The sequence below is a fragment of the Mangrovimonas futianensis genome, assembly GCF_021245805.1.
Lineage (GTDB): Bacteria > Bacteroidota > Bacteroidia > Flavobacteriales > Flavobacteriaceae > Mangrovimonas > Mangrovimonas futianensis.
On sequence record NZ_JAJJNF010000037.1, the window covers coordinates 1 to 441 of the forward strand.

Here is a 441-nt window from a genome sequence, read left to right on the forward strand (position 1 = left end):
AGTTTGTGACCGCCGCCCAACTCCAGCGTATAGCTGAAGTCAACATAGGCATTGTTCTCCTTTACAGGTCCGATCTGGTCGTTAACAAACGACAGACCTAGCCCTACCTTGCGCCCTACGGGCATGTGACCGTTGAAGGTCGCCGTCTTGGGTGCCCCATCGACACCGACCCACTGGCTCCTGTAAAGCGCCCCAAGGGACAGTCCCTCGAAGGACCCCGCATAAGCGGGGTTCATCACGTTCATATTGTACATGTACTGCGTGTACTGTGGATCCTGTTGGGCATGTGCCCCAACCATCCCGATCAGTACCATAGCGATTAATATATATAGTCTTTTCATTATCTTTTTCTGGTTGCGTTAATTATTGTTCTCTGGTGATATAGAACCAGTCTGTCCTTACCTCGGTGTCCTTGTACTTCACAACGTAGAAATAAGTCCC

General features: G+C 50.1%; 1 protein-coding gene. It reads right to left on the reverse strand.

Annotated features, from left to right (window positions below; genetic code table 11):
- On the reverse strand, nucleotides 1-341 hold a 341-nt coding region (locus LOK78_RS16430; protein ID WP_232635672.1), incomplete at its 3' end, for a PorP/SprF family type IX secretion system membrane protein.
- Nucleotides 342-441 lie beyond the last annotated feature (100 nt).